This window comes from Nocardia pseudobrasiliensis NBRC 108224 (genome assembly GCF_001613105.1).
Classification (GTDB): Bacteria; Actinomycetota; Actinomycetes; order Mycobacteriales; family Mycobacteriaceae; genus Nocardia; species Nocardia pseudobrasiliensis.
Genome location: NZ_BDBS01000004.1, coordinates 210,159 through 232,227 on the forward strand (window position 1 = coordinate 210,159; position 22,069 = coordinate 232,227).

Here is a 22,069-nt window from a genome sequence, read left to right on the forward strand (position 1 = left end):
CTCATATCTCCTCGGGATCGGGGTGGGTTTCGGTGACGACGAGGCCCGCGCGGAGCAAACGCTTGAGCGCCCGTCCCTGCAACACCGACAGCGTCGGCGCCAGCGCGGACCACCGCACCGGCGCGCCCGAGAGCGCGTCCCAGAGTTCCTGTCCGCCATCACGTTCCAGGCACCGCACCTCGACCTCGGGATCGACCTCGGAGTAGAAGCGGTGACACGGCATCACATCGGCCAGCGGGGCCGGGGCCGAATCGGTGTTGGCGATCGGGTCGAGCCAATAGTGGGCGAGCCCGTCGCGGGCCTGCTGCGGGATCTCGAATGGCGGTGACATGCCCTTGAATCCGGGGATATCGGCGGCGAGGCTGGCGCGAATCCGGGTCTGGGGCGCCAGCATGATCCGGTCGGCGGCCGCGAGTTCCACGGTATCCGCGGCCGTCACCGCTTGCAGGTAGGGGCCCTCGGTCGCGAGATCGCGCGGGTCCCGGCTGCCATTGGTCATCACATTGAGCAGATCGGGCACCAGTGCGGTGTTGAGTAGCGCCTGGAAGGTGGCCTCGGTGGCGTTTTCCAATGTGCCAGCCCGGTTTTCGCGCTGCCAGTACGTACTGTTCGGGTGGGTGCGCGAGATCTCGTGGTACCACTGGTCGATGCCGAGCGCGAATGTCTCGGCCATCCCGCGCCATTCGACGTCGTAGTCCCGCCACAGATCCCGTGTGGTCTGCTCGTCGACGTCGGCGTCGAAACTCTTGCGCAGCACCAGCGCCGCTGCCCACGCCTGGGTCACCGCGAACGACATCCCCGAGGAGAACAGCGGATCCACGAAGTAGGACGCATCGCCGATCGCCATCCAGCGCTCGTCATAGGAGGCGAAACTATCGCTGATACGCGAATAGTTGGTCGCGGTCAGCATTTCCGGACGTACCGGCTCGGCATCGGCGACCAGGTCGCGCAGCACCGGAATCGAGTGGATCGTCTTGGCGAAGACTTCCGGATCGCGCAGATCGACCCGCGATATCGTGTCCGGATTGGTGACGATGCCGATGGACCAGACAATTTCGCGGCCACCGTCATCCGCGGGACGCGGCGTCGGGATGTACCACACCCACCCGTGCTCGAAGGCGGTGCAGTAGATGGGCGACAGGTTCTTCTCGCGGAACATATTCCACGCGCCCGGTATCCGTTGCGCCGGAACGCAGTTGCGAAAGTGCGACCAGACGGCGATATTGCGGAACTGCGAGAGCCACTGCTTGTCCCGCCGCGAGCCGCGGGCCGCGACCTGATTCGCCCGGCCCGACGCATCGATGAAATAGCCCGCCCGGATCTCGCTGCCGTCCTCCAGCACAACGGTCGCATGCCCCTCACCGGGCAGGAACTTGGTGATTCGGACACCTTGAAAGACCTGTGCGCCACTGTCTTCGGCGTGATCGAGCAGCACCGTATCGAACTCGGCCCGGTTGACGTGGATGGACCAGCGGTGCACCCCGTCGGCCAGATAGTCGGCGTGGTCGAAGAAGGAGACGAACGGACGATCGTTGTCCCACTGGAAGATTCCGCCGAACTTCTGAATCCAGCACTGGCTGGCGAGCACCTTCTCCAGGGCCCCGCTGGCTTGCAGAACCGGCACCAGCGGATGCGCGCCGGACTCCCCGATATGCTCGCGCGGGAACACTTCTCGATCGAAGACGGCGACCCGCAGGTCGGTGTCGCGGCACAGCATCGCGGCGAGCGTCGACCCGGCCGGACCTCCGCCCATGATCACCACGTCGTACTCGGTGGCGATTTCGGTGACAGGTGTTGGCATAGCGTAAGACCTTTCGGCGATCAGATGATCTGAATGCGCTGCACGTGGCGCTCGGCGGATCCGCTGAATCCGTTGCGCCCGTGTAGCAAAGCGTGGTTGTCGACGACGACGACATCGCCGGTCTCCCAGGGATGCGCGTAGCAGTAGCGCGGGTCGTGCAGCCGATCGCGCAGGTCCTCCATCACCCGGACGCCGTCCTCGGGCGAGATGCCCTCCAAGGTCAGGAACAGCGGATTGAGATACTTCGCGGGGTCGAGCGGTTCGGCATAGCGGATCGTCGTCTCACCCGTCGCCGGATGCGTACCGAGCAACGGCCATTTGGCCAGTCCGCCGTAATGGGCCAGTTTGTCGGTGCGGTAGGTGATCGTGCTCTGCGCCCACAGCTCGCGCAGCTCCTGTGGAGCCTCGCGGTAAACCGCTGTGGTGTCGGAGAATACGGTCTCCCCGCCCGCGCCCGGCCGACTCCCCCGCACACACTGGAACAGGAAGAACCGGGGCACCTGCGCCGCGAAGGCGCCATCCCAGTGGAACGGCACATCGCCCTTGTCGAACAGGTAGTTCTTCGGATCGTCCTGGACGACCAAATCGAGAATTGTGCCGAAGTCCCACCGCAGCAATTCGCCCGCGGCGCGGCAGTACCGCTCCAGTTCCTCCTTCTCGAGCAGACCGTAGCCACGCAGCACGGTGACCTTGGTGGCGAGACTGGTGGCGAGCAGATCGTCGATCGGCACATCGGCCAGGGTCTGCCCGGCGGCGGCTGCGGTGATGACGCGGGCGAAGGGCGCCAGGTCGGTCCCACCGAGCAGGGACGGACGCGTGCTGTTTGTCATATCGCTCCTTGGGTTGCGAGTACGAAATGGCTCGGGCGGCTGTTGCGCCAGACCAGCCGCGCGCCGAGGCATTCCGCCTCGGCGCGTTTGATCAGCGCGTATTTGGTGCCGTCGTCCAGCACGACCCCGTGCCACGGGGTCAGCCAGTTGTCCGGCGTGCGCAGCAGGTGGAAGCCGATCTTTTCGCTGTGATGGGATTGCGGATGGATGGACAGCCGCACCGCGTCGGGAAACACCCCGAGGATGAGCCGACTCCAGGATTGGCTGCGCTGCACCACCTCGTAGGCGGTCTCCTTGGACCGATTCCGGCGCTGCGTAGCGCTCAATTCCGGCATCAGCACCGCATTGTCCTCGACCATGAACCGGTGAATGCCGTTGAACATTCGCCGCATTTCCGGATCGGTCTTCACCGATTCGCGAATGGAGTCGATGCTCGTGGCGAACTCGTCGAGCAGGCGACGACGCCGCTCGTCCCAGGTCATCTCCGGCATCGCGTCGCGCAGTCCGTACAGCCCGATCGAGCCGCCGCCGGTGGATCGGATCATCCGGCGCAGTTCGTCGGCATACTCGTCGACGTTCGCATCCGGAATGCCCAGTGAATCGCTGAAGACGTGGCCGTCGGAGCAGATCGTCACGATCGCGCCCGGTGCGTACACCGCCGAGATCCGATCGCAGAAACCCTGCAGCGATTCGATGGCCAGTGTCTCGGCCATATCCGGCAGTCGCCCAAGGGTTTTGCGCCGGTTGCGGGATTTGACGGGGAAGGCGGGTATGACGAAGTGCACCGGCTTACCCGCCTCGACGAACCTGACCACCTTCTTCAGGTGGGGAGCGAAACAGTCGCCGCAGGGGCTCTCGTCGCAGGGCGTGTTCTGTTCGGCGCACCGGCGCCGGGCGAAAACCAGGCGCAGCACATCCGCGGCGACGGCTTCCGACATATGCTTATGGACGAATTCTGAACTATTATCGACGCTTGTGCTCATAACTACTCTCGACGACTTGCGATGACATGGACGCCCGGAAATATCACCGATATCGGAACCGAGGCGAAATCGACTGCGCCTGCCAGGCGGAATCTTTGCCGATACATAACTCGGCCATCAAAGCACAGGAAATGATCTACCCCCCGGCGTGCGGCCGAAAAACGGCCCCCCAATCTCTACACGCTTGTATCGAAGAACAACCTCATCCTAGCCCCGCTCAAATAGCCCGGCAAGCTTTTTCTGTCGAGCATTCCGGGAGGCGGCAATCACATTGATTTCGGTGCCAATGCTTTTCGGGGGTTTCCATTTTGTCGAACAACTACGACCACCCCGCCGAAGCATGCTTCGGCGGGGTGGTCGGATTTTTCGATTTTATTTCGCGCGCATCACGGCTGTCCCGCCATTCCTGGTTCGGCGACCGGCGCACTCGTCCGCTCGGCTTCCGCGGCGATGCGGTCCCGGTACCACGCCAGACAGCTCAACGCGATACCTGCCGCGGTGATCACGGCTGCCACCAGATACATCGACCGCAGTCCGCTGGTGACGATGACCCGGCCGCCCATCCATCCCGCGAACGCAGCCGCCACCTGATACGCCGAGGCGTTGACCGCCAGGGCCAGGGTGGGCGCCGCGCTCGCGGTACCCAGTACGCGAGCCTGCATTCCGGGTATCACGGCAAAGCCCAGCGCACCGATGATGAACACCAATACCCCGATGATCACGGTGATGTCGCTCGTCACCCACATCAGGGCGAGCGCGAGGGCCAGCAGCGTGAGCAACCCGATCTGCGAGGGCATCTTCGCCCGGTCCCACAGTCGACCGCCCGTGAGGTTGCCGACTGTCGCGCCGACGCCGTACACCAACAGCCATATCGCGATGGAGCCGCTGGAGAACCCGCTGACATCGGTCAGCAGTGGCGCGAAGTAGGTGAACACCATCAATATCCCCGCATTGGCGACCGCGTACACCACAATCGCCAATTGCAGGTCGCGACTACGGAATACACGCAGCTCGCTGACGACCGAACCACCGGCGCTCGCCACGGCCGGCACCAGCCACAGCACGAGCAGCAATCCGAGCGTGCCCACCGCGGCGATCGTCGCGAAGGTGGCGCGCCACCCGTAATGCGAACCGACGAAGGTGCCGAGCGGCGCGCCGACGATCATCGCCACGTTCATCCCGAAGACCAGCTTCGACACCGTCGACGCCTGTTTGCCCTCCGGCGCGGTCGATATGGCGGTGACGACCGCGTTGGCGAAGAAGGTCGAGGTGATGCTCGCGGTAATGAGCCGGGCCGCGAACAATACGGCGTAGGTCGGCGCCAGGGCCGAGGCGAGGTTGCCGAGGACGGCGACGCCGAGCAGCACCACCATCAAGGGTTTCCGGGGATACCGGGTGGTGAGCGCGGTCAACGTCGGCCCGCCCACGATCATCCCGATGGCATACGCCGTAACCAGTAGACCCGCGGCCGGAATCGACACGCCGAGATCGGAGGCGAGGTCCGGAAGGATACCGGCGATGACGAACTCACCGGTCGTAATTCCGAAGACGCACAAGGAAAGTGAAGCAATACTGAATCGCATGATTCTCTTTTCTGTCGGAGCGTGATCGATATCTGGATTGCTCACCTCACTCCGCACGGAAGCCAGCGAGGAACGATTCGGTTCCCATTGGGCTGGACAGCGTGCGCCACTGGGCGACCGGGTCGTTGAAGTTGTTGACGAAGGCTTCCGCGATCCGTTTGTCCTCGGCCGCTTTCTCGAACAGCCCGACCGTATGCGCGGGCGGCGGGCCGAGAAATGCCGCGCTCCACTCGACGACATTTCGTGCGTGCACCCAGAGCTGCTCGGAGGCCGCCCGGCAGAATCGCTCGTCGTACCGATCCGATGTTCTGGCTATCAGGTCGGCGAGCTCGAATGCGGTGTGCGAGCCGAGATTCGCGCCCTGCGCGGTGAGCGGATCGTTCGTGATCCACGCATCGCCGATGGCGATCGCGCACTTACCGTCCGGCAGACGCGCCCAACCCCGGCGAACCACGGGAGTGACCCCGCCCTGAGCCACTTCCCCCGGTCCGATGAGTGCGAACGTTCGCGCATCGATGCGCTCGCGCAGTCGCGGGGTGAATTCGCCGAGCAGCGCGAGCACATCGCGGTGGAAACCCTCGGGATCGGCGTCGGAGTCCACATGCGAGATCGCTTCGAGCGGTCCGCCGGGGACGGCCTCGAACGCCAGCACGTCGGCCCTGCCCTGCGGGGAGAGGAACGGCATCCGCAGGATCTCGCCGATACCGGCGAGCAGGTACAGATCCAGCGAATTCGGCATTTCCTCGCTGATCCCGTAATACAAACCGCTGCAAAGGATCCGCTGCGGGCCGTCGAATACCGATCGTGTCTCGTCCCGAGGGAACAGCTCGCGCATCGAGCGGTCCCCATTGGCGACGACCATCAGGTCGTGCCGCTCGGCCAACTCCGCGATGGGCCGCGCGCCGACGACAACCTTGCCGCCCCGATCGACGAACTTCGCGCACAGGTGCGGCAGATAGATGCGGAAATCCACGACGCTCGACGGCGGCCGCAGATCCGCATGGAAGGTCAGTTCGCGTTCGTCGGTCCGGACCGCGACATCCCATCTGCGCACCTGTGCGTCGGCGAACTCCCAATCGAAGACGTCGAGCCGCGTCTCCCGGCGCTGAGTCGGGCCGAATCGGGCCGGGAAATTGCGGGGCCTCCCGGATGCGAGCTGATCGAGCTCCTGTGCGGAGTAGACGACGACCTCGATGCCCAGTTGCTGGAGTCGCAATGCGAGCTGCAACCCTGAAATGCCGGTTCCGACAATGCCGATGCTGGTCATGAGATTGTTTCGCCAATCGGTGAGGTGGCCCGCAGTTCGCGAGCGAGCCAGGCCACTGTCTCGAGGGTGTACGCCGCGTCATCGGGAGAGGCCATCGCCGAAACCGGAATCAGCATCGGATGTTCGAGACCCGCCTCGACCAGCGCACCGATCCGTTCGAGCACCGTCTGTCTGCTTCCGACGAGCACCTGCTCGGCGACTATCCGTTCGGGAACGGCGGCCATCGCCTGCCGTACTTCACCACGGGTCAATACATGGGGCAGCAGCTCGGTGAGCCCCTTGTATTCGACGCCGAATGGATGTACGGCGCCGTGCGACGCCCACGCGGCCGCGCTCGCGTGCAAGGCAAGGAACCGAATCGGGTTGGCGTGCAACAGTTGGTGGGCCCGCCGGTCGGTTTCGGCCACGACGATGGGTATACCGCCGGAAGCCACGATCGCATTCGGATCCCGACCCGCCGCCGCGGCGGCCTTCCGCACGACGCTCAGCCGGCGTGCGTATTCGTCCGGCGCCACGAGTTCCGATGGCAGCCATCCATCCGCGTACCGACCGGTCAATGTGAGCATTCGGGACCTGTTCGCGCCGACCCACAGCCGTGGTTCGCGACCTTCGGGGGCGCGCAGACCCATCAGTGCCCGATCCAGGGTGAAATGGCGACCCTCGAAGTCGTGCGGGCCCGCACCGTCCAGCATCATCCGCACGATCCGCAGGGCCTCCTCGACCCTGCCCACTCGATGATCGTGTGCCACACCATAGGGCTGGAGGTTTTCCGATGCCCCCGTTCCTATCCCGAGTACCGGCGGCCGCTCGGTGAACTGCGCGAGGGTGAGCGCCGTTTGAGCCAATACCGCCGGATGCCTGCGGTGCGGGTCGGTGACGCCGACGGCGAGTTGCACCGGGCCCGCATGCGAGGCGAAATTGCCCAGCACCGTGGCGAAGTCGAGGCATCGGTCCGGTGTCGGCAGGGCCGACGCGAGGTAGGTGAAGTCCGTATCCCACGCTTGGCTCGGAAATGTGTTGATCAGGTGGTCGAAAATCAGGAAGGCGTCGAGTTCATGGACCCGAGCCAATTCCAACAGACCGCGCCCGCCCTCGACGGAGCCGGCCGCATCCCACACAAGCCCTACTTTTACGGTCATCGTCCGCTCCCGGCCGACCGCCTCGAGATGGCTTGTTTGTTTTCGATGCGCACGCGGCATCACCCCCCTTTTCCGGTTCGAATCCCCTCGGGCGAATGCGCTGGGAAATAGCCGCTTCTGCCACTCCCTATCGACCGATCCATACCGACGCCGCGCACAGCAATCCCCGAGCCAATGGATCGCCGAGCGAATTGTCGTAATGGCGTGCCGCCATGCGGCGTGTCTTCATCAGCTTGCCAGGCGTACCCTGTCACCGGCAACGGTGTACCGATTAGAATTCGGCTCGGTTTGATAAAGTGTAGGTTATGAACCAGGCTCGCAATTTCCTTGCCGGCGTGGACGATCCGACCGCCCACCAGCTACGACTGCTGCTGACCCTCGCCGAGGAACTCCACTTCGGCCGCGCCGCCAGCAGGCTGCATCTCACCCAGCCGGCACTGAGCCAGCAGATTCGTTCACTCGAGGAACGACTCGGCGTGGAGCTGTTCCACCGGACCAGCCGCCGTGTCGAACTGACCGCCGCGGGCCAAGCGGTGCTTCCGGCCGCCAGGAACGTCGTCGACGCCGCGGAGTATCTGCGAAATATCGTGCGCGGCATGGCCTCCGGGCCCGAACGCCTGCGGCTGGGCGTATGCGAGAGTTTCGCGGCCCTGCCGCCCACCCGCGGTGTCATCGCCACGCTCACCGACCTCGATCCCGTTGCGGGCCCCGAGGTTCGGGTGCTGGATCGGCTGAGCGACCAATTGTCCGCTCTCCAGTCCGGCGAGATCGACGCGGCATTCACCCATCTGCCGGTACCGGAATATCTGGACAGCGAACCACTGAGCACCGAACCCCGAATGGTGTGCATCGCGAGCGACGACCCACTGGCCGACCGCAGCTCCGTCCGCCTGGCGGATCTGGCCGACCACCGCGTTATCAGCTTGGTACCACCCACATTCCGAGCCGGGCACGACTTCTGGGCGGCCAACCCCCGCCCCGACGGCACCCCGGTGCGCTTCGCCGCGCATCAGGGCTCCAGCTTCCAATCCGTCCTGTCCACGATCTCGCTCGGCGGAGTCATAGCCTTCGTCCCCGCCGTAGCGGCCAGCTTCTACCCCCGCCCGGACCTCCGCTACCTCCACGTCGAAGACCTCACCGAATGCGCCTTCGGCGTGGCCTGGAACCCCGACAACCCGATCCAGTCGAAGATCACCGCCCTACGAGCCGCCGTCAGCAGCTACCGGGCCCGCAATTCCGATGAGGACCGGAGCAAGACGCCGCTCAGACTGGGCGTCGCCTGAGAAACCGAAAAGTCCGTAGCTTCCCGCAGTCCTTGCGGCTCAATGGTTTCGATGCGTGACGAAGTGGATCAACGCGAGCAGATCCTGAGCCCTGTTCGGGTTCGGTAGTGCCGCGATCGCCGCCGCGACTCGCTCGTCGGCCTGCAGCGCGGCCGCTCTCCTCCCGCCCGCGGCCTGCACCGCGACGGCCGCACGAGCCGCCTCGGTGACAGTGATCGGCGTCGCCGATCGATACAGTTCTTCCAATTCCACCGCGGCAGCCGTTCCGGAGGACAGGGCCGCCACCACCGGAAACGATCGCTTGCGGCGCATCAGATCCCCACCGATGGGTTTACCTGTCCTCACCGGGTCGCCCCAGATTCCGAGGATGTCGTCGGTCAGCTGGAACGCCAGACCGAGTTCGCGACCGAACGACTCGAATCGACCGACGGTCGCCGAGTCCGCCCCGGCGCACAGCGCGCCCAGCGCGGTCGCGCACCCGGTCAACGCGCCGGTCTTACCCCGCGCCATCGCCAGGTAGTCCGCGACCCGCACGCCCACCCTCTTCTCGAATGCGCAATCTCGGCTCTGGCCGAGGCACAGCTCCACGATCGCCGACTCCACCCGCGACGTCGCCTCGACGCCGACCGCGCTGGGCCACGCGGAGGTCAGTACTCGAATCGCGAGCGCATGCAGCGCGTCTCCGAGGCAGATCGCCTGCGGCACACCCCATACCGTCCACACCGTCGCCCTGCCTCGACGCAGCCGGTCGACATCTATCACGTCGTCGTGGATCAACGTGAAATTGTGCACCAGTTCCACCGCGACCGCCGCGGGAACAACCGTTCGGCCATCGACTCCGCACGCGTTCGCCGCCGCGAAGACCAGTGCCCCTCGCAAGCCCTTCCCCCATCCCGCGTCGGTCGGATTCCCCTCGGCGTCGCACCAGCCCATGTGGTAGGCCGCCATCAGATCCAACGGGTCGGGCAGCGCTGAGATCGCTTCCCGCAGTGCGGGTTCGCATCGTCGGCGAGCCTGCTTCAATACCTCGGCGGCCCGCGCCGCGGCGATGGGTGTGACCGTGTCCGTCATCTCGGCTGCACCGTCCCTGTTCGAAACCTCCGTACCGGTCACTTCGACCGATTACGTCCCCAGTGTGGGGCCGATCGGACGGTTCAGAGAACTATCGCCCCGAATACCGGTCGCGGCCGCGGCGCATATCGGTTCCGATCCGACGGCCCTGCGCGTTCGGTCGCCCATATGCGTAACGCGAATCGTCGTCATGCGCACAACAGCGTTCTACCCGTGCGGAAATGCCGCCACCATCGAGCCGACGACATGCGATCGTTCAGCGCATCGGTTTGTGGAAGACGAGGAAATCGCACGGAGTGGCGAGCAGCGGCACCAGGTGCGGGTAGTCCTCCTCCAGCTCACCCTTACGCTCGAGGACGTATCCGAGCCGCAGATACCAGCCGCGTAGGAACTCCTTCACCGGATGCGCCCAGCCGCGGGGTACCAGTAGCTCCAGCTGCATTGTTCGCGCGCCCCGATCGGCACAGTGACGTTCGGCGAAATCGACCAGCGCCCGGCCGATTCCGGTACCGCGCTGCTCGGGCGAGCACACCAGCATACCGAATTCGCCTACGTCATCGGCCAATTGCCGAATGCAGACAGCACCGACGATTCGGCCGTCCTCATCGCGCGCCACGGCGACACGCCCGTCGGCGATCAACCCCGCCAGCTCGAATATCGTTGTGCGGCTGGCACCCTCACGCCACAACCCCTCCTCGGCCACCTCGTACACCCGATTCACCAGATCGGTGAGCTCCGCGACCAACGCCGTATCGTCCGCCGCCTCCGTCGGCACCATCGCGATGGACACCATCAGCACCTCTTCACCCTCCGGGACGCTTACCGCGCCCATCGAAATCATGGACAACCTCTTTCCTCAGAAGATAGCGAGCGGGTTGACCGGCACGTCGCCCGCCCTTTTTCGGTGCAGCGGACCGTGTTCCCGGTGACGATGGAACTCATGACTGCACACGACACCGCCGCCGTCCTGCGAGCGAGGATGTACGGCAGCAACGATCTGAGCGCCAGTAGGTTGTTCTCCGGTCACTTCATCAACTTCGGATACTGGACCGGCGACATCACCACCGGCTCCATCACCACAGAGCAGAGAACCGCCAGCCAGGCCGACCTGTACCGGGAAACCTTGCGCCGAGCTCATGTCGGGCGCACCGACACCGTGCTGGAAGTCGGGTGCGGTATCGGTGTCGGCGCGGCGCTGGCCATGGCCGAATTCGGCCCGGACGAGTATGTCGGCCTCGACATCTCCGCCGATCAACTCGCCCGCGCGCAGCGGATCAACGCCGATGTGCTTGCCGCACACCGAGGCCGACTGTCGTTCCGTCAGGGGTCGGCTCTCTCGATGCCGGTCGAGAGTACGGCCTTCGACGTCTGCCTCTCGATCGAGGCGGCACAGCACTTCGAGGATCTGGCAGGGTTCGCCGCCGAAGCGAACCGAGTCCTCAAACCTGGCGGCCTTCTGGTCGTAACGACATTCTTCACCACGACCGACGACGCGGCCCGCCGCTTGGAGCCGTTGATCGAGACCATCCGCACCGGCATCGACGTCGTAACCCCGATCGAATCCTTCGCCACAACCCTTCGGACGACCGGCTTCGGGCAGGTCGAGATCGAAGCGATCGGCGAGCACGTATGGCATGGATACGATGCCTGGATGCGACAGGTCGGGTTCGAGAACCGCTGGTGCCGAAACTGGCTGCGGGCCTATGAGGACGGCCTACTCGACTACTACGCGATCTCGGCAACCAAGTCGTCTCACCAAACGGCGCGGGAATCGTCGGTTTCCCAATCGATCCAATGACCCTCGGGCAGAGGGCAATTGGTAGTAATCGCCGGTTCGTCGAGGACGTGGACGCAGGCGGCGAGCTGAGCAGGCCGAAAAAACCTCGGCGCACAGGGCCGCCTGCTCGATCTCCCATCGATGCGCGAAATAGACTGCGGCACTGAGTGTCCGGGATTCTCCTCGGTGTCTGTGGTGACGGCGGGTGTCGTCCTGCTGGTCAGCCGCTGATGTGGGCGGTGTTGTCGAGCCAGTGCTGGGCGAGGTCGCGGTCACCGTCGACACTGATGCCGGTCGCCTCGCGGTCGGTGAGCGGCAGTCGTCGGGTGAGGATCAGCAGCAGCGATCGAGCCGGACCGCTCACTGTCACATCGGCCTGCTGGATTCCGGGCTGCCACGCTGCCCCGTCGGACCGCCGCTCGACCGACCATGCGCCCGCGCCCTCGGCGATGTCGGTGGCCAGCCACTGCAACCGCTGCCCGGCGCCCCGAAGGGCGCGGGCGGATTCGGCACGTTGCATCTCCCAGGTCGGCGAGGTCAACATCGCGAAGTGATTCCCGATGAGTGCGGCGGCGATATCGGCGTCGATCTCGGCGTGTCGGTTCGCCGCGGCAGCGGCGTCGGCGCCGTGCACGACCGCCTCATTGAGCATGCTGGACAACCAGAATCGCGTCCCGGACCGCTCATCGCCCGCGGGGTTGAAGACGGGCGCGTCGAGCGCGTCATCGGCGCACGCGCCGCTGACCCGCTGCGCGGACTCCGACAGCCACGCCCGCCACTGCCCCGGGTCGGCGGGCAGGACGGCCATCTTCGTGGGCAACTGTGCGGGGTCGGTAATGCGCCGCTCGATGATCTCCGCGACCCAGTGCTGGGTCTGGCCCACATGCTCGACCAGTTCGGTGACGGTCCACTTCGGCGCTGTCGGCACGATGGCGTCCGGCCCGGCCGCGGCGGCTGATTCCGCCAGCCGCCGGGTATGTTCGACGATCGCCCGCCGGACCTGTTCGGCGTTCAACTCGACCATTGCGATGCCCTCTCCCTAGGTTGGCTGTGCCGGATATGACCGGCCACGCCGGTGAAACTCATCGGTGGACACCGATACGGTCGCCGCCGTTCTCACGAATCCTGATCGCCGATGGGCTCCGAAATCTCCCGGTCGATCTGGCACCGACTGTCGTCCATCGCTCGCTGAATCTGCTCCTGCTGCCGATGATCACGCGCCAGGGCACGAATTCGCCTGGCCTCGATCCGATCCGCACGCGTCACTGTCGCGGCCCGGACCTGTTCGACCGTCCGCAGCGGTCGCTGCGACCCGAGATCGACAAGCCCGTAGTGCGCGCATGTTCCTCCAACTCCCACTCGAACGCTTCGAGCAACGTCTCGTGACCCGTTGGGGCAGGACATGTTCTGACGCGGCGGAATCCTTCTCCGAGCAGCGCTGGCCGGGAAAGGTTTGTCAGGTCCGGCGGCCCGCCGACCAGGTCGGCGACCCGCCCGGCCACCAGGAGCAGAGCGCGAACAGCACCGCGTAGGACTCCTGAATCCACTGTCCCTGAACCGAAGTCACGCTCAGATCCTCGATGATCGAGGGCAGGCTGACGTTCACGATCGTGTGTCCACCACAATCATCGCCCCACCCAGGCAATGGACCCCGACGCAGTCACCGACTGAACAACGGCAACCGTCCCCCCGCCTTGAGCCTGCGAAGACCGCGGCCGAGAACGGGGTGGTCCCACAGGCTGGGTGGGGTGCGTTCGGGGTCCATCAGATCGTTTTCGGCGAGGGGACTGTCCTCGTGTTCGACGGTCTCGGGGTCGAAGCGCACGAGGGTACGGCCGGTGCCGCGCAATGTGTCGACGGTGCGCAGCAGTGACGAGGTTTCGGCGAATGTGGTGTCGAACCGGGCGGTGTCGGCGCCGAGGTGTTCACACAGCAGTTGGCGGCGAATACCGAGAATGATCTCGCGCAGCGCCGCGCCGTCGGTGGTGTCTGCGGTGACCTCGACGGCCAGGTCGCATTCGGTGTCGAAGCCCATGGAGCGATTGTTGAGGTTCGACGATCCGACCCGCAGCAGCCGATCGTCCATCACCAGTATCTTGGCGTGGACGTAGATCGGCGCACCCGCCTCGGTGACGGGGTAGTAGACGCCCAGACGATGCTCGGAGTCGGCCTGCCACAACAGATGCAGCAGGCGGCGGCGCGCACCGTCCATCACCTGTTGTTCCAGCCAGCCGTCGGCGTGCCGCGGTAACACCAGGACGATCTCCGGACCGTTGGGCTCGCGCAACCGCGCGGCGATCGCCTCGGCGAGGGTGCGCGAGGCGAGGTACTGGCTTTCGATGTAGAGCGTTCGGGTGGCGCCCGCGATCGCCGCCAGATACAGCGCCTCGATCTCCCGGACCTCGGCGCGGTCGGCGAGCTCGGGGAAGGTCCGCGCGATGCCGACATCGACCGATCGCATCGTCGGCGTCAGCCCATCGGGCCACGGTGTGTCCGTGGCGATCTCGTCGATCGCGGCCAACTGCTGTCCGGTCGCCGCCTTCCAGCGCGCCCGGGCCAGTTCGCCGATCGCCTTCGCCGCCGCACCGTCGACGGCGGTGGTCGCGTCGTGCCAAGGTCCGTACCGGTTGCCGTTCGGCGCTGTTCGGTAGTGGTTGTCGTCGCGGTGGTCGCTGGTGTCCCATCGGTCGACGGTCATATCGATGCCGCCGCAGAAGGCGAGCGCGTCGTCGATCACCACGATCTTCTGATGATGGGCCGATCCGAGGGGGTGCGCGCCGTCCATCTCCAAATGCAATCGCCGATCGGTCAGCCAATTGGCGATGAAGATCGGCGTCATCCCGCGGCTGATCGCCGCGAACGCGCCGACATTCCACTTCAGCAGATAGATGTCGAGATCCGGTCGCTGCTTGGGCAGCCAGGACAGGAACTCGCCCAGCCGATTCGGGCCGTCGAGGGTTTTCTCCCGCGGTTCGAACTTGATCCGGGTATCGAAATCCCAGCCGATCAGCACGATGCGCTTGCGCGCCTGCAACATCGCGGACTTGGCGTGGCGGAAATAGTCCGCCGCGTCGACAATGCACGCCAGCCGCTCGGCTCGAGCGACCTGCCAGCAGGTTTCGCCGGGAATGAGGATTTGTCGCGCGTCGCTCATGGGTACATCAGTTCTCTCGTCCGGCCGAACACCTGTCCCCGCAGGTGAACGCTTCACACTACTGCGCGGCCGCTTGCCCCTCGATGCCAGTATCGGCCCCGCCGCCGAGTGGCCGACCCGATCATCGGCGCGGAATGCGATCGTGGACGGTGAGCACCAGATGCTCGACGTGTCGGCGCAATTCCTGAGAGATCGGCGGCAACGTGTGCAGCTCAGCGAGTAGTTGCGCCGCGATATCACGGACTTTGACGTTGGTTTCCTGAGAGCGCCACCGCAGCAATCCGAACGCGTGATCGGCATTGAGCCGAAACAACCCCATCAGAACGCCCTTGGCCTGCTCGATGGCCGACCGGCCGCGCAATATTTCCGCCAACTCCGACGTGAAGAACTCGTCACGCTGACCGGCGATCAGGTCCGTGAGATCGACACAGTAGCCGACTATCCCCGCCACCGAATCCCGTTCTCCGAGAACGCGATCGGCGACGACGACTATCGATCGCAGACCCCCGCCGCGGGGAACGATGCGGTGAAACACCGAGAAGGTTCGGCCCGTTTCGAATCCCGAAACGAGGTCCTCGACGATATCGCTACGACCACCACGGTGCTGATGCCGCCGCAGCAGCTCGGCGCTGGGCTGGACCTCGCCCGGACGATAGCCGAACAGGTGGTACAGCTCGTCCGACCATTCCCAATGGTCCTCGGCGAACACATGGCGAAAACTGCCTACGGACAGCCGTTTCCCGCTGCCGAAATCGTCGCCGTACTCCTCGGTCGGTTCGATCGGCGTGATCGATTGATCACTCACGCAATGTCGCCCTTCGGGCTCGATGGACGCTTCGCGCCCTCCTGCGCCGCTCAGTTCTCGACGACGAACCGAGGGATGAGCCTATACGATCCCATCGGCATACCCGAATCGGCCCGGCGAGTTGCGGATTCGGTCTCCCCCGGACCATCAAGCTTGTTGTTCGCCGCCACCGGTGTCGGCGCGGGTTGGTCTCGATCTGCTGGTTTGGCCGCGAGTTCGGCCGGGAACTCCGCGGTTTTGTGTGATCATCACCGAAACCGTCATTGCCTCCAAAGAGGCAACGCGCCCACCAGGTTTTCATGAAACGGAGGAAGTCCGAACGTGTCCCAAACGCGAGAAACCTCCTTGTCGAAACGAATCGGCTTCGGCCCCAACGTGATCGACGGACAGTCGGCACTCGATCGGCACAATCGCACGGTGCATCTGGTCAGCCGCGTCGCCCCGGGTTTGTCCGATACCGCACTCGACGAGCTCGCCGCGTTCGCCGACCGGCTGCGCCACGAGGAAGGTCTGCCGCCGATCCGGCTCACCGCCCGTTGGTGAACGTGTACGCCGGAAGCCGGTCCGGTTGATTCGGACTCGTGGTGCGGCAGGCGCGATGTCTGGCGCACCACGAGTTCTTCCGGGGCGCTGTCGCGGCATTGGCAGGGCCGGACGCAATCTCCGGTATCCTCGCTCGGTGGTTCTGGAAGGCAGCGACCAGGCATGGGGATATCGATGGTGAAGTCCATCGCGTACCTGACGTTCGGTGGCGAGTTCGATCCCGAGCAGTTCCAGCGCCTCGTCGCGGAGCTCGGCGGAGTCCGGGACGCCCATGGCTGGGATGCCGTGCTACAGCGTGGGAGCTCGGTGGTCTGGATCGATATCCTGCCCGTCGCGCCGGAACGAAGGAATGAATTCGTCGAGGTCGAGCGGCTGCTCGGAGTGGTTCCGCACCATCAGGCGCTGCTGCATTGCTCATCGAGCGCCGAGTCCGAATGGTTGGCAGCGGAAATCGTCGTGGCGGCAGCGGCGAACTGGAACTCGATCTTGCGAGGGTTCGACGCGCAACCGATCACCATGGCCGAACTCGACAAACGCATCGAACGGCGAACCCGGAGCCTGTTCCGGTGACCGCAGGGTGCAGCAGTTTTATGAGGCGGATCGGGTCAGAACGATGAGCCGGTGCCGCCGAAGGGCCAGGGTGGAATCGGGCCGTTGTCGATCACCACATTTTCGTACCTGATCCCGAAGACAGGATTGGGCTCGCTGCACGAACCGCTGTGGTCACTCAGACAGGGTTCGCTGTGACTACCGCATCCACCGTTCACGCTCGTCGTCCTGTGCGCCGGAAGATAGGCCCGAGTGACGCGCTGCACTCCGAGACCGCAATCGACGATCACGTCCACACGGTAGGTGTCGTCGGTCTCGTTGCGGCACCAGAAGTCGGTGCACGAAACCCACGGGGCCAACACGGCGGTCGTCGCAACGGCCTGGGGAGCGGTAATACCGAGAGCGATGGCGAACAGCGGACTGGTGAAACCCCACAGGGCCATCGATCGGGAGCGCATATCAACCTCTCGTGCTTCGCATTCGAACTCGCGCTCGAATCTACCCGCACCGGATCGGCCTGCGAATAATCAGCACGACCATTCAGCGACCCCAATTATGCTGGCTTGCAATCGATTTCAACATATGACTCTCCCCGCGCAGCCACGAGCGGGACCGATGTCAGGTGGAGGCGGGGGCGAAGGCGGGCAGCTTCTCGAGACTGCTGCGCACGGCTTCGGCCCCGTACTCGAACATCCGCCGCTCGTAGTGCTCGACCGCGCCGCGCAGATCCAGGCGGCCTTCGTCGGCCTCGATCAGGCGGCGGCGCAGCAGGTCGGCATCGCGCAGCGCGGTGTTCGCGCCGTTGCCCCCGGTTGGGGAGGTGGCGTGGATCGCGTCGCCGAGCAGCGTGACCGGGCCGGACGCCCAGCGTTCACCCGGTTCCACCACCCGAATGGACAGCAGTGTGCTGTTGTCCGGATCGGCCTGCTCGATCAGCGCGCGCAGTTGCGGATGCCAGCCATCCATCCTGGAGAGCACGGCGTCCTGCGCGGACAGGTCCTGCAGCGAACCGTTCGGGGGCAGGATCATGACCCAGCGTACGTAGTCGCCGATATCGGGCAGCGTGACTTCGGGGGCCAGTTGCTCGGCGGCCTGCTTCGGTGGGGTACGGAAGCGCATCGCACCGAGCAGCAGGCTGACCCCGTCGCCTGCGATCTTCGAACCGTAAGCTTTGGACAGGGCGGCGAACTCGTCGGTCAGCGGGGTGCGGCCGATGACGAACCGAACGCCGGTGTCGGTCGGGATGGTCTGCGGCGACAGCACTTCGCGGACCGCGGAATTGCCCCCGTCCGCGCCGACGAGCAGGTCGGCCGTGGCCGGGGCACGGCGGGCGAACCGGGCCCGGACGGTACCGTCGGCCGACACGTCGTAGCCGGTCAGCGCGGCATCGGTGTGCACCGTAACGCCGGTCAGCAGTAGGTGACGCAGTACCTGCCGGTCGACGACGATGCCGGTCCGGCCCGCGCCGAGCTTGCCGATCTCGTTCAGCCGCGGATCCAGGATCAGCTGCTCGGCGGCGGCAGGCATGACGATCTCGTCCAGCAGCGCGTGCCAACGCGTCGGGATGCAGTCGCGCACCGCCTGGAAACCGATCGGGTTCAGCACGAGCCGATAGCCCTGGAATCGCGCGACGATCCCCGGGTCACGCTCGAACACCTCGGCCTCGACACCGGCAACACCACGCAGACCCTGCGCAAGAGCCAGACCTCCCAGCCCGGCTCCGACCACGGCAACTCGCATCATCAACCTCTTGAATCTCGACATTCGACGAACTTAGTTCGTCACTGACGATCTAAGTTCTACTCGGCGAACGTAGAGCGCGTCAAGCGTGAACCTGGGCGATCAGAGATCCGCCACCGCGGAGCCGATCAGCGCTTGCGTTTCGGACACGATGGCGGCGCGGTTGCGCTCGAATTCGGGAGCGGACAACTGGGTCGGGTCATCCGGCAAACCGGTCAGGATCGGAGTATGGATATGTCCGCCGGGGACTCGCAATTCCAGCGCGTCACGCAGTAGCGTTGCGCGATAAGCGATTTCATTGGACAGGTAGTTGCCGCCACCACCACTGATCGCCACTGACGGCGTGCTCGGCCCGTCCGGCATCCGAGGGGCCAGATTCGGCAGTGTGGCCAGCCCGCATACGGTGGTCGCCGGAAGGAACGCCGGGGGCGGTAGCGGTATTTCGCGCACCACGCGATTGGCGACCACCGGGAATGGCGTGCTGGTCGCGGCCGCCATCGCGTCGACGGGCAGTGTCGAAACCGTCCATTGCGGACGCGGATTCACGGTGGGCACATCATCAGGAATCGGCGCGGGCCCGAGATAGCAGGCATTCTCGTTGTCGGGCGAATCGCCGCGAAATGCGCCATTGGTGTACTCGAGGGTGAACTCGCCGGGACCGCCCTGACTGATCGTGGCGAAGGCGTCGACCCGATTCGGCCCCGCGGTGAACGACGGCACAAGCGCGCGCTCGACCATCCCCGCGCCGAAATCTCGCCAACGCACCGGGAACAACGCGGCCTCGACCCGCGCCGGTCCGGCCGGGGTATCGATGACAGTCCCGTCCAATGCGAGAGCGGCTGCCCCGGAAGGGTTCGCGGTACGCACATCGCGGTCGAGCCCGAACGGATCGAATCCCGTGACAAGCACCCGCTTCGCCGAATCACCGCCGAAGTCCACATCGCGCTGCCCACGGCTGACGGAATCGAGGATATCGATCAAATGCTGCCGCTGGGTGCCGGTCACCGCGTCGGCGGGCGACCAACGACGTAACGCGGCGGCGAAGGCCAATCTGCTCCAATACAGCGGCCTGTCGTCACCGGCAGCGAGCGCACCCCGCGTTGTCCGGCCCTGTACACGATCGACCGCCGACCGCCACAGCAGCGCCGACCGCCGCTCGACCACCGTGACCGCATCGGAATACCCTGAGCTACCGCACAACTCGGTCACGAACTCACCGACAGCCCCACCGAAACCCGCCCGCAGAATGAACTGATCCGCGGGCGTGGCGCCGAGCCGGTTCTCCTCCGGACTGAGCGCCAGCGCATCGTTCAGGCACGATGCCACCGGCACCCCACCGGTGTAGGAAACAGCGGCAGGCGCGGCAACGGCATTCGTGACCGGCACGCACGCCAGTACCAGGACACCCACAGCGATACGCGACACCCTCATAAACCAACCCGGTCTCTCGCGATCCAGCTCGAACAAAATGCCTCCCCGTAGCGACACAACAGAACTTAGAACCTCACCGATCCGGCGGCGACAGTAAACCCCTGATCGCCCCACCCCCTCATCTGCCGGAGGACGGATCTACCGCTATCCGGAAGCGCCGCCGCGCCGAATCTCCCACCAGGGCTCGATCGAGGCCCGGACCGGACCACAAACCGAGGAGACTGCGTATGCGCATCGGCGTGTCTGTATTGTCAGCGGCGGGAGTGCAATTCCAGAGCGGCGCGGACGGCGCTCTCCAACGCGCCCGCGATCCACGCCGGTTTGAGTGTGGTGTGATCGCCCGCGAAATGCACTCGGCCTTCGACGGTGCGGGTCGCCTGATGCAGTTCGGTCAACTGGTTCGGCATCGCGATGGTGGCTTCACCGAGGGCGTAGTGGGCCTGCATCCAACTTTGTGAAAGCCCCACGCCGGTGAATTCCCGCAGCACCGTATCGGAGCCGAAGATGTCGGCGAGGCCGTGCAGGGCCTGGTCGACGCGCTCGTCCGGAGTCAGCGAATCCCACCGCAGGGCATCGTCCGACCAGGTGTAACTGGCCAACACCACGCCGCCCGCGGGTCGGTCGCCGCCATCGAGTGCGTCGACATGTGACGGGAAATAGGCGAACCGGTTGGGGTTGTCGGTGACGCAGCCACCGCCACGGAATCCTTGTGCGCCGCTTTCCCAGAACCGAGTCTTGAACTCCAGCAACACTTTCGTCGCGGCGTCCTGATGCATCCCGATGACCGCGCGCCGCTTCGAATACGACAGCGGCGGCTCGAAGGTACAGAAACGGACCGCGCTCAGCGGGATCGCCACGACCGCGTAATCGGCATCGATGGTTCGAGTCGAGGCGGGGACCCTGCTCGGTACATCGTCACGATCCTGTTCGCTGACGGTGGTGATCCGGACTCCGGTATCGGTTTGGCTCAGCTGGGTCATTCGACAGCCCATCTGGATCGTCGTTCCGAGCTCTCGGGTCAACGCGTCGGTCAGCGTGGCAGTGCCGCCCTCGATTTCCCAGAAAGTCGCGTCGGGCCGGATCAGGGCGTGGTCGACCAGCATCGGGATGACGCCGTAGTGCAACCGGGAGCTGAGGTTCTCCAATGTGCCGACGGCCTGGATCTGCGGCTGCTCCCAGCCCTGCGCGAGGAGAAAATCGAAAGTCGAGAAATGCTCGAACTTCTCGAACATCACCGACCAGTCGCCGATCTGCCGGTCGATCGGCTGGTCGACACCTCGCACGTACTTCTCGATCGCCGCGTTCAGGGCGGCGCGGGTCGTCGTACCGAACGGCGCGCCACCGAAAGTCCGGTTGATCCGCGACGGGTCGGCCGCGTACTCGGCGCGGGTGACTCGTTCGCCATTGACGCGGATCAATGTTCGACCGGCCGCGGCCGGCGGGCGATAGGCCGGTCCGCCATTGTGATTGGTCCACGTCTCGCCGGTGAAGGACGTGTAGGTAACCGGCGGCGGGGCGAGTGGGGACGGCGTATCGGGCACCACATCGCTGATATAGAACGGCCTGCGTTTCACGCCGAGCTTGTCACAGAGAGCCAGCACCAGCGGATGACTGTCCGGCAGCCGCATCGCTCCCGCCTCGGCGTACAGCCGCTTGTCCTCGAACCGGTCACGAAATGTCTTGACCCGTCCCCCGGTGCGATTGCTGTTGGCTTCCAGCACGGTTACCTCGTGCCCGGCATTCTTCAACAGCCACCCGGTCGTCAAACCGGCCGGGCCGGCGCCGACCACGACCACCTTCTTGGGATCGGCGGTCTTCGGCAGCCCCTGATCGATGAGGATCTTCAAATAGTCCAGGGTCAGATCGGAATTGTCCTCGCCGATCTGCAGCATCTCCCGCGCCAATTCCTCGGCGACATTGCGCGTTCTACCACTGTCCGAGGCGGGCAACGCATAAGCGGTCGGCGAGCGAAGGCCGCCGCCGACGGCCGCGCCGACGGCGAGCGCGCCAGCGACCGAGAAGAACCCGCGCCGCCCGATCGTCTTTTCCGGCATAGCTTTCGCGGCTCCCTTCCGATCCGAAAGTCGGCGTCGAACAGTGCCAGACAATGGAA

The 22,069-nt window shown here is 65.2% G+C and carries 20 protein-coding genes; 5 read left to right on the plus strand and 15 right to left on the minus strand.

The features are described from left to right. Position 1 precedes the first annotated feature (1 nt). The 6 genes from NP4_RS05875 to NP4_RS05900 form a co-directional block, all read right to left on the minus strand. Positions 2 to 1,801, minus strand: coding sequence for an NAD(P)/FAD-dependent oxidoreductase (locus tag NP4_RS05875; protein ID WP_082875583.1), 1,800 nt, complete (start codon positions 1,799 to 1,801; stop codon positions 2 to 4). A gap of 20 nt (positions 1,802 to 1,821) precedes the next feature. Further along, positions 1,822 to 2,631, minus strand: coding sequence for a TauD/TfdA dioxygenase family protein (locus NP4_RS05880; RefSeq protein WP_067993024.1), 810 nt, complete (start codon positions 2,629 to 2,631; stop codon positions 1,822 to 1,824). Continuing rightward, entirely contained in the window at positions 2,628 to 3,569 is a 942-nt protein-coding gene (locus NP4_RS05885) for an L-tyrosine/L-tryptophan isonitrile synthase family protein (protein ID WP_067993028.1), read from the minus strand. Before NP4_RS05885 ends, NP4_RS05880 begins: the two co-directional genes overlap by 4 nt. Positions 3,570 to 4,000: 431 nt before the next feature. Beyond that, positions 4,001 to 5,197 carry an MFS transporter gene (locus NP4_RS05890; protein ID WP_067993031.1) on the minus strand — a complete coding sequence of 399 codons (1,197 nt, stop codon included), beginning with the start codon at positions 5,195 to 5,197 and terminating at the stop codon, positions 4,001 to 4,003. A 46-nt stretch (positions 5,198 to 5,243) separates the two neighbouring features. Beyond that, positions 5,244 to 6,464, minus strand: coding sequence for a styrene monooxygenase/indole monooxygenase family protein (locus tag NP4_RS05895; protein WP_067993035.1), 1,221 nt, complete (start codon positions 6,462 to 6,464; stop codon positions 5,244 to 5,246). Continuing rightward, the gene (locus NP4_RS05900) at positions 6,461 to 7,603 is read right to left on the minus strand and encodes an LLM class flavin-dependent oxidoreductase (protein WP_067993695.1); all 1,143 of its coding nucleotides are present in this window, start codon (positions 7,601 to 7,603) and stop codon (positions 6,461 to 6,463) included. The genes NP4_RS05895 and NP4_RS05900 overlap by 4 nt, the downstream gene beginning before the upstream one ends. A 305-nt stretch (positions 7,604 to 7,908) precedes the next feature. Between NP4_RS05900 and NP4_RS05905 the strand changes: the two genes are divergently transcribed. Next, a complete protein-coding gene (locus tag NP4_RS05905) occupies positions 7,909 to 8,886 on the plus strand; it encodes a LysR family transcriptional regulator (RefSeq protein ID WP_082875585.1) in 978 nt (325 codons plus the stop codon). 39 nt (positions 8,887 to 8,925) lie between these two features. On the opposite strand, the gene NP4_RS05910 is transcribed toward NP4_RS05905, so the two are convergent. Continuing rightward, positions 8,926 to 9,957: a polyprenyl synthetase family protein gene (locus tag NP4_RS05910; RefSeq protein ID WP_067993038.1), complete on the minus strand. Its 1,032-nt coding sequence runs from the start codon at positions 9,955 to 9,957 to the stop codon at positions 8,926 to 8,928. A gap of 256 nt (positions 9,958 to 10,213) precedes the next feature. Then, the gene (locus NP4_RS05915; RefSeq protein ID WP_307596528.1) at positions 10,214 to 10,798 is read right to left on the minus strand and encodes a GNAT family N-acetyltransferase; all 585 of its coding nucleotides are present in this window, start codon (positions 10,796 to 10,798) and stop codon (positions 10,214 to 10,216) included. Between the two features lie 138 nt (positions 10,799 to 10,936). On the opposite strand from NP4_RS05915, the gene NP4_RS05920 reads away from it, so the two are divergent. After that, a complete protein-coding gene (locus NP4_RS05920; RefSeq protein ID WP_245997326.1) occupies positions 10,937 to 11,755 on the plus strand; it encodes a class I SAM-dependent methyltransferase in 819 nt (272 codons plus the stop codon). 199 nt (positions 11,756 to 11,954) lie between these two features. Here NP4_RS05920 and NP4_RS05925 read toward each other — a convergent pair whose 3' ends face one another. After that, the gene (locus NP4_RS05925; RefSeq protein WP_067993041.1) at positions 11,955 to 12,758 is read right to left on the minus strand and encodes a maleylpyruvate isomerase family mycothiol-dependent enzyme; all 804 of its coding nucleotides are present in this window, start codon (positions 12,756 to 12,758) and stop codon (positions 11,955 to 11,957) included. Between the two features lie 35 nt (positions 12,759 to 12,793). Between NP4_RS05925 and NP4_RS41510 the strand changes: the two genes are divergently transcribed. Next, positions 12,794 to 13,120, plus strand: coding sequence for a hypothetical protein (locus NP4_RS41510; protein ID WP_169813657.1), 327 nt, complete (start codon positions 12,794 to 12,796; stop codon positions 13,118 to 13,120). Between the two features lie 70 nt (positions 13,121 to 13,190). On the opposite strand, the gene NP4_RS40705 is transcribed toward NP4_RS41510, so the two are convergent. From NP4_RS40705 to NP4_RS05940, 3 genes are all read right to left on the minus strand, one after another. After that, positions 13,191 to 13,340, minus strand: coding sequence for a hypothetical protein (locus tag NP4_RS40705; RefSeq protein WP_245997194.1), 150 nt, complete (start codon positions 13,338 to 13,340; stop codon positions 13,191 to 13,193). Between the two features lie 54 nt (positions 13,341 to 13,394). Beyond that, entirely contained in the window at positions 13,395 to 14,888 is a 1,494-nt protein-coding gene (locus NP4_RS05935) for a phospholipase D-like domain-containing protein (protein ID WP_067993047.1), read from the minus strand. 121 nt (positions 14,889 to 15,009) lie between these two features. Continuing rightward, on the minus strand, positions 15,010 to 15,693 hold the full coding sequence (locus NP4_RS05940; protein ID WP_067993049.1) for an ANTAR domain-containing protein: 684 nt from the start codon (positions 15,691 to 15,693) through the stop codon (positions 15,010 to 15,012). Positions 15,694 to 16,038: 345 nt separating this feature from the next. Between NP4_RS05940 and NP4_RS05945 the strand changes: the two genes are divergently transcribed. Both NP4_RS05945 and NP4_RS05950 read left to right on the plus strand, forming a co-directional pair. Then, on the plus strand, positions 16,039 to 16,236 hold the full coding sequence (locus tag NP4_RS05945; protein ID WP_067993052.1) for a hypothetical protein: 198 nt from the start codon (positions 16,039 to 16,041) through the stop codon (positions 16,234 to 16,236). A gap of 174 nt (positions 16,237 to 16,410) precedes the next feature. Beyond that, complete coding sequence (locus NP4_RS05950) at positions 16,411 to 16,806, plus strand: hypothetical protein (RefSeq protein WP_147287865.1); 396 nt, start codon at positions 16,411 to 16,413, stop codon at positions 16,804 to 16,806. 597 nt (positions 16,807 to 17,403) lie between these two features. On the opposite strand, the gene NP4_RS05960 is transcribed toward NP4_RS05950, so the two are convergent. The 3 genes from NP4_RS05960 to NP4_RS05970 form a co-directional block, all read right to left on the minus strand. After that, positions 17,404 to 18,549, minus strand: coding sequence for an FAD-dependent oxidoreductase (locus tag NP4_RS05960; protein ID WP_245997198.1), 1,146 nt, complete (start codon positions 18,547 to 18,549; stop codon positions 17,404 to 17,406). A gap of 78 nt (positions 18,550 to 18,627) precedes the next feature. After that, the gene (locus NP4_RS05965) at positions 18,628 to 19,950 is read right to left on the minus strand and encodes a PA0049 C-terminal domain-containing protein (protein ID WP_218023978.1); all 1,323 of its coding nucleotides are present in this window, start codon (positions 19,948 to 19,950) and stop codon (positions 18,628 to 18,630) included. 257 nt (positions 19,951 to 20,207) lie between these two features. Further along, entirely contained in the window at positions 20,208 to 22,010 is a 1,803-nt protein-coding gene (locus NP4_RS05970) for a flavin monoamine oxidase family protein (RefSeq protein ID WP_067993062.1), read from the minus strand. Positions 22,011 to 22,069 lie beyond the last annotated feature (59 nt).

What these genes read in the sequence shown, in the direction of transcription:
- NP4_RS05960 (WP_245997198.1), bottom strand. Translation starts at nt 18,549, where the DNA reads ATGTCGAGATTCAAGAGGTTGATGATGCGAGTTGCCGTGGTCGGAGCC.
- NP4_RS05900 (WP_067993695.1), bottom strand. Translation starts at nt 7,603, where the DNA reads ATGACCGTAAAAGTAGGGCTTGTGTGGGATGCGGCCGGCTCCGTCGAG.
- NP4_RS05875 (WP_082875583.1), bottom strand. Translation starts at nt 1,801, where the DNA reads ATGCCAACACCTGTCACCGAAATCGCCACCGAGTACGACGTGGTGATC.
- NP4_RS05935 (WP_067993047.1), bottom strand. Translation starts at nt 14,888, where the DNA reads ATGAGCGACGCGCGACAAATCCTCATTCCCGGCGAAACCTGCTGGCAG.
- NP4_RS05915 (WP_307596528.1), bottom strand. Translation starts at nt 10,798, where the DNA reads ATGATTTCGATGGGCGCGGTAAGCGTCCCGGAGGGTGAAGAGGTGCTG.
- NP4_RS05920 (WP_245997326.1), top strand. Translation starts at nt 10,937, where the DNA reads ATGTACGGCAGCAACGATCTGAGCGCCAGTAGGTTGTTCTCCGGTCAC.
- NP4_RS05970 (WP_067993062.1), bottom strand. Translation starts at nt 22,010, where the DNA reads ATGCCGGAAAAGACGATCGGGCGGCGCGGGTTCTTCTCGGTCGCTGGC.
- NP4_RS05910 (WP_067993038.1), bottom strand. Translation starts at nt 9,957, where the DNA reads ATGACGGACACGGTCACACCCATCGCCGCGGCGCGGGCCGCCGAGGTA.
- NP4_RS05905 (WP_082875585.1), top strand. Translation starts at nt 7,909, where the DNA reads ATGAACCAGGCTCGCAATTTCCTTGCCGGCGTGGACGATCCGACCGCC.
- NP4_RS05925 (WP_067993041.1), bottom strand. Translation starts at nt 12,758, where the DNA reads ATGGTCGAGTTGAACGCCGAACAGGTCCGGCGGGCGATCGTCGAACAT.
- NP4_RS05885 (WP_067993028.1), bottom strand. Translation starts at nt 3,569, where the DNA reads ATGTCGGAAGCCGTCGCCGCGGATGTGCTGCGCCTGGTTTTCGCCCGG.
- NP4_RS41510 (WP_169813657.1), top strand. Translation starts at nt 12,794, where the DNA reads ATGACCGGCCACGCCGGTGAAACTCATCGGTGGACACCGATACGGTCG.
- NP4_RS05880 (WP_067993024.1), bottom strand. Translation starts at nt 2,631, where the DNA reads ATGACAAACAGCACGCGTCCGTCCCTGCTCGGTGGGACCGACCTGGCG.
- NP4_RS05890 (WP_067993031.1), bottom strand. Translation starts at nt 5,197, where the DNA reads ATGCGATTCAGTATTGCTTCACTTTCCTTGTGCGTCTTCGGAATTACG.
- NP4_RS05895 (WP_067993035.1), bottom strand. Translation starts at nt 6,464, where the DNA reads ATGACCAGCATCGGCATTGTCGGAACCGGCATTTCAGGGTTGCAGCTC.
- NP4_RS05950 (WP_147287865.1), top strand. Translation starts at nt 16,411, where the DNA reads ATGGTGAAGTCCATCGCGTACCTGACGTTCGGTGGCGAGTTCGATCCC.